At 35.5% G+C, this 6,000-nt stretch carries 6 protein-coding genes; 3 read left to right on the forward strand and 3 right to left on the reverse strand.

Annotated elements, in window-relative coordinates:
* Nucleotides 1–2: 2 nt before the first annotated feature.
* The 3 genes from LI954_RS04140 to LI954_RS04150 form a co-directional block, all read right to left on the reverse strand.
* Complete coding sequence (locus LI954_RS04140; protein WP_229443723.1) at nt 3–971, reverse strand: hypothetical protein; 969 nt, start codon at nt 969–971, stop codon at nt 3–5.
* Between the two features lie 94 nt (nt 972–1,065).
* Nucleotides 1,066–1,356: a hypothetical protein gene (locus tag LI954_RS04145; RefSeq protein ID WP_229441798.1), complete on the reverse strand. Its 291-nt coding sequence runs from the start codon at nt 1,354–1,356 to the stop codon at nt 1,066–1,068.
* Nucleotides 1,357–1,795: 439 nt separating this feature from the next.
* Entirely contained in the window at nt 1,796–2,824 is a 1,029-nt protein-coding gene (locus LI954_RS04150; RefSeq protein WP_229443725.1) for a helix-turn-helix transcriptional regulator, read from the reverse strand.
* 107 nt (nt 2,825–2,931) lie between these two features.
* On the opposite strand from LI954_RS04150, the gene LI954_RS04155 reads away from it, so the two are divergent.
* The 3 genes from LI954_RS04155 to LI954_RS04165 all read left to right on the forward strand — a co-directional run.
* A complete protein-coding gene (locus tag LI954_RS04155) occupies nt 2,932–3,408 on the forward strand; it encodes an effector binding domain-containing protein (RefSeq protein ID WP_229441800.1) in 477 nt (158 codons plus the stop codon).
* Between the two features lie 288 nt (nt 3,409–3,696).
* The gene (locus tag LI954_RS04160) at nt 3,697–4,590 is read left to right on the forward strand and encodes a C40 family peptidase (RefSeq protein ID WP_229443727.1); all 894 of its coding nucleotides are present in this window, start codon (nt 3,697–3,699) and stop codon (nt 4,588–4,590) included.
* Between the two features lie 786 nt (nt 4,591–5,376).
* Nucleotides 5,377–6,000: IS4 family transposase (locus LI954_RS04165; protein WP_229443728.1), on the forward strand; the 624-nt coding region annotated here is incomplete at its 3' end.

Here is a 6,000-nt window from a genome sequence, read left to right on the forward strand (position 1 = left end):
ATTTAAATAACAAAATTTTCCAGTTCAAACCGTATTGTACGCTGTATTTCCTGAATTCTAGCTGCTTCTTCCGTTGCCAGCTCATCCTTATAACACACTGCTGCCTGATCATTATAGGACTTTATACAACAAATCGCCCAAAGCTTTGGATCTTTGACTATTTTATCTGCAAAAGGATAGAGCAAAGCAAAATGCAGTCGAATTTCCTCCTGTAAATCAAGCAATAGGACATGATGATTGTTCAACAATTCTTTTTCCAAAAAAAGCACAATTCGCTGGTAAGCCATACTGTCCAGCGGCGCTCCTGCTGAAGCAGGCACAATATCATAAACTTGATTGTCCCGCCAAAGAAATTGCACCTCTTTCCGATAATGGATTCGACATAATTCTTCCAGTGCCCATGAACGGACAAGGTTATGGATATCTTTGTTTGTCAAAATCTCTCTGCTGACTTCTATAAATTCTTCCTGTGGAAGGCTCATTGCTTTTTTCACAAGATACATCTGCTCATAGTAGCTGCAGCTGCCCAGTTTGGACAATTCATTTTTAATCTTTTCTATTTTCTTTACTTCAAATTGCTGATAAAGCAGTTCTGCTTGCCTTACTTTCTTTTTTAGAGCAACCAGTACTCGCATCTCTCCGCTGTTTTCTTTCAAAATACGATCATTAATCACACCATGCGCTGTCAGGAAACGATTATTTAGAATTAATGTCTGTATATAAGTTTCGATATATTCCAAACAAGAAAGATACTCTGTTCTCATTTCCTCAATCATGGATAGAGCCTGTGTCTTTTCGCCGCTTTTTAAATAACTGCCGACCAATAAATAGTTCAATGAAAATTCTTGCCTGATTGCATATGCCTCCTGAAAATAATCGATTGCTTCAATCACATTTTCTTTTTTCATTGATTCTTTTCCAAGTGAGATGAATCGATCATAGTTTTTTGGAAACTGTATCTGATTCGACATAAAAAACGCCGCCTTTCTATACTATCCAAACCTGCTAATCATTAAAATGAATCCAACAAAAAACAGATTTACTCCCCCTGTGCTTAATCAAAAATTAATATAAATTTCTGATAATGATTACTGTTTCTTCTTCTCCGTCTGCACCCATTTTCTCTGCCTTTTCAATGAGAGAATATCCTTTAAACTGTTCCTTTGTCAATTCATCCTCAACAGTAAAAGCCTTTACAGTTTCAACAGAAACCGCCTCAGAATCTATTTCCTGAACACTGTCCCAGCCAGTATCTATAAATAATTTTGTTTTGTCATTAACGTGCTGGTTTTTTTCTAATTTCGACACAACATCTTTCAGTTCTTTAAATGTCATTGTTTGTACCTCGTGTTCCATCTGCTCGCCCCTTTTCCTATTGGCTTGTATGCAAGTGCTTCTTTTAACATCATACCCCAAATTACTCCGATAGAGAATAGAAACCCTAAAAAAGAATACTTAATTATAAAAGTCCGTCCAATTCCCTGTCGAAGCATTTTCAACCTTTATCTGCTTTAAAATTAAACCACAATAATAAATGATCATTTCATAAATCTGTTTTCATTAATAATTTCTAACAGCCAGCTCTTGTCAGTCTCAGTACTATTCCTTTTTATATCCAAAAAGCTTAGTTAGTTTTTAATATCAGTCATTTCTGAAATGCTTTTGTGACTTTTGCATTTAAATGGTAATTTCTCCAGCAGCTTCAACTACGTCAACGGTTATAACTATTAGATTGTTTATCTCCAAAACCCGGTCAATCTGTGTGGATAATCAATGAATCAATCTAAAATTACCTCTAGTTATCTTTATAAATAGTAGTAATTGCTTCATGATCAGAGAAGTCTTCTAAATTCAAATCCACACCCATTAAAAAGTCTTGCATCCGTTGTCTCAATACCAATTTAATAGTTTCGGGAATTTGTTCTATCTGGCAATCCGGACCAAGAAAAAGCAGCCAATTAATAAAAGAATGAACTTCTTGTTTATCTGCAGTATTGACCTTTGTTTGAAAAATTGCCGTTGATTGATACGCATCTGTATAGATTAATGAATAATTATATGGATGATACTTTTTAAATTGTTGAACAGCGTATTGTTTCAATACTAAGCGTACATTCATATCCTTTTTTTTATTTAATATGTTTTTTAAAATTCGTTTTTTTGTCCACTTTTTTAATGGACTTGGGTTAATTTTTATCTTTGAGATTTGTTCAATAGAAATAATTTCTGTCTTTTCAGTTTCCAGATCAAAATATTCTAAATTCCAAATAGCTTTTTCATTATATAAACGTAATGTATATATAGCATGAGAAACTTTTTCTTGCTCAGAAAAATAAAGTAATAGAAATTGATCTTCCAGACAGCTCTTAATAAGTATGTTTAGGTTGGAATGCGGCTGATCATTTAAATCTAATATATCTGAATTATGCAGATTCGTTCCTTCAAAAAAGAGAAATTGATTAAGAAAAATCAGCTCCTCTTGTTGTTTTTCTGAAATAAGTCCTAAAATTTTTTCTGTTAATGATTGCCTGCTGCTTAAATAAGGAAGCTGCAGATTCTTTGTAGCCATAAAAGCAATAAACAACGCTTTTACTTCAGTGTCAGTAAATCGAATTTTGGGAAGAACTGCGTTTGGCAATACAGAGTAGCCCCCTGAACGTCCTACCTCAGCTTCTAAAGGGATACCCAGTTGTTCTACTTCTTGCAGATCACGAATTGCTGTAGAACGCGAAATATTGAATTCTTGCATCAATTCTGAAATAGTGAAATGTGCTCGATTATTGATATAGTGAATCATGGTATTGACTCTTTCTACTTTTTTCATTATTTGCTCCTAAACAGTATCTATTTTTGACACCTTTTAATGTTATTATAAATATACACAGTTAAGAATACAAGCTGTGATAAAAACGCAGAGAGAAGGAATGCCCCATGAGTAGCTATCAGTTAGTAGATAAAGAAGCCTTTACTGTTGCTGGTATTGGAACAGAATTGATAAGTGAGTATACAGATTTTGAAGGTTTAAATCGCGAAAAGCATGCATTTTTGGAAAAAGTAATGCATGATGGTACACTAAAAAAATTAAGACAAGTGGCAACGAATATGGATATTTATATTGTTAATGAAGCTGTCAATAATAAAAAGATGTTTTATATAGGTGTATTAGCCAATACAGTTATGGATGAAGCCCGTATGATTCAATTTCCTAAAAGTAAATATTTAGTTTCTAAGGATAAGGCAAATGATATCTTGACGTTAAATGATTCTTTAACCAACTTGGCTTTTGGACACATTCTACCTAAAGCAAATGATTTTGCTTATGTAGGAGGTCCCAACGGTATTGTGATTACTGAGGAAACGAAACAAGACATTTGTGGAGAATTATTGATACCTGTTGTAGACAAATAGCATCTCCCTTTCCAACTATTTTGAGCAGTAGATATACTTCTGTAATGAAGTCATCTACTGCTTTTTTTATATTTTGTCAAATGACTAAATAAGTTTGTATCATTTAAATACAAAAATTACATACTGTTGACATTTTTCCAATCTTTTTGCTATTTAAAAATAAAAAGACATTATTTTGTCTTTTAAGAAATAAAGACTTAATCTTTTTATTACAGACTCTGCCTCTCTATTATGCTTTAATATTCCTTAGTGTTAAATTTGTATTTTAATAATGTAAGGAGTTTTTTTGTGAAGCAACAAACCTTTTTTAGTCAATCATTACTATTCCTCTTGATACTTGCTGTTACGTTTGCGGGAGGATTCTCCGCTTGGGCAGAAGAGTCGGAAGAGAAGCCTGCAGCCCTCTCTTCTCGATTTGACTTGATTCAGGAAGAAAAGAAAGCGGAAGGTGTAAAGTTACGCAGCCTTCAATCTGATAAAGAAATAATCACTGAAAAAATAAAAGAAGCTCAAGCCTCAATTACAAAAATTCGTTTGCTTAATGAGTCACTGACTGTTTCACAAAAGCTGATAAATCAGACTGGGACTAAAGCGAAAGAAACAGCTACGTTAACTCTGTTGCCTGTTCCGGCATCTAATCCAACAAAAGACAATGAAGAAACAGTCTATTTAAATGAACTGAACAGTTTAAAAGAAGAATTAGCTGCAATTAAAGAAGCTGAAAAAGAGAAACTCACTGAAGCTGCTGATCTTTTGGCAGAAGAAAAAAGAATATTACTGGAACTATCAGTATTGGAAGAACGGCTGGATAAGGAAAATGTATCATCAGATCTGCGTTCTCAAATTGTTTCTGCAGCTCAGAAAGAATTAGGAAAGCCTTATGTATATGGCGCATCCGGTCCAAATGCTTTTGATTGTTCCGGTTTGGTACAATATGTATTTAATTCTGTTGGTTTGTCTATCGGTCGAACAACAGTAAATCAGGAAACAGCAGGAAATATAATCTCTGTAAGTGAGGCTATGGCTGGCGACCTTGTCTTTTGGGGCGGTCATGGAGAAACCTACCATGTGGGAATTTCACTGGGGAATGGATCTTTTATTCATGCTCCGGTACCGGGTGACATTGTTCAGGTGACTTCAGTTTCCTCTTATTCTCCTAATTTTGCAGTACGTGTTTTATAATTAGAAAATCAAAGGGGCTGTGATAGAAGTATGTCTAAGACCCCTAAAGCTAAATAAACGGTGTTCCAGTCTTTGTATGATTCGAACATTCGTAAGAAGCGTAGGATCAAGTTCTTATATGCCCCTCAGACATGCTTCGAGGATCGGAACGAAGTCCTTCAATTCTTAGCGGCTCTGCCGTTTAGAAAGTGATGAGATCGAAACGAAGTGTAGTGTAGTGAGAACCGTAGACGCAGAAAAATGGCTGCAGCGTAATATTTTGTCTCGAGGATCGTTAGACTCGTAGAGACAGCAGTTCTTCTATGCTACGCATACCACTCTACTATATCAAGTGAGCTGGTTTCATTCAAGGAATACTTATCAAAACTACGCATGCCATTCTGCTGCAGAAGTGGCAAAGTAGAACTAGCACTTGTCGGTCCTAAACTGTGCCGAGTAATCGCAGGCAACATCTCGGAAATAAGTCAAACTATACTAAAAATATAAGCAACTCCAGGGAGGTATCAAGGAACACTATTCATTTTATGAATAGTGTTCCTTGATACTTTTCGTATATTCCGACTTATTGACATAAATCACTACGATTGACTTGTCAGAGTAGATGATGCATGTTACCTACCTGGTGTCATAAATCACTACGATTGACCTGTCAGAGTAGATGATGCATGTTACCCATAGCCATCAAGCTAAGAAATAACTATTTTTTCGAAAGAGACCTCTATCAAAAATCTCAAAAAACAAAGTAAAATAAGGTGAGGATAGAAATTTTTGATAGGAGGACTCATTATGAAAACGTCAAAAGAGAGACAATTCCAACACTTTTGCGAGACACTCCATCAACTGTTTGATACAAAGAAACTTCAATCACTTGCCTGTGCTTTTTTCTCTCAGTCAATTGCGACAGAAAGTTTGGTAGAATTATCTGCTCATTTAGCGCGACATCTCCACTTGTCGATTACGCCTCAGGCATTACATGAACGCTTCAATGAGACCGCCGTCCATTTTTTAGAATCTTTTTTTCACCAGTTAATACAAGAAAAAATGCCTACATCGGGCTGCTCTTTTATGAATGAACAAACTTTTTTTCGACGGATTCGGATCGCAGATGCGACGACCTTTTGTGTGGATTCGAAGCTTCATGACTCTTTTCCAGGTTCAGGTGGTGTCTGTCATACTGCCGGTGTGAAAATACAATTGGAGTACGATCTGACAACCGGTCAAATGATTGAAGTATTTCTAGGGGCTGAAAAGGATAGTGATCATCTGTTGTACTTAAGAAATACCGCACACATTCTTCCAGGTGATTTAGTCATTCGAGACCTGGGCTATTTTAAACTTAAAGAGTACCAAGCCATCCAAGCGGATGGTGGATACTATGTGACTCGTACGAAGATCAACACGCTATTTACT

The sequence above is a fragment of the Enterococcus sp. CWB-B31 genome (assembly GCF_020567645.1).
Taxonomy (GTDB): domain Bacteria; phylum Bacillota; class Bacilli; order Lactobacillales; family Enterococcaceae; genus Enterococcus_L.

Coding starts and splice junctions, on each gene's coding strand:
- LI954_RS04140 (WP_229443723.1), bottom strand. CDS start 971: ATGTCGAATCAGATACAGTTTCCAAAAAACTATGATCGATTCATCTCA.
- LI954_RS04145 (WP_229441798.1), bottom strand. CDS start 1,356: ATGGAACACGAGGTACAAACAATGACATTTAAAGAACTGAAAGATGTT.
- LI954_RS04150 (WP_229443725.1), bottom strand. CDS start 2,824: ATGAAAAAAGTAGAAAGAGTCAATACCATGATTCACTATATCAATAAT.
- LI954_RS04155 (WP_229441800.1), top strand. CDS start 2,932: ATGAGTAGCTATCAGTTAGTAGATAAAGAAGCCTTTACTGTTGCTGGT.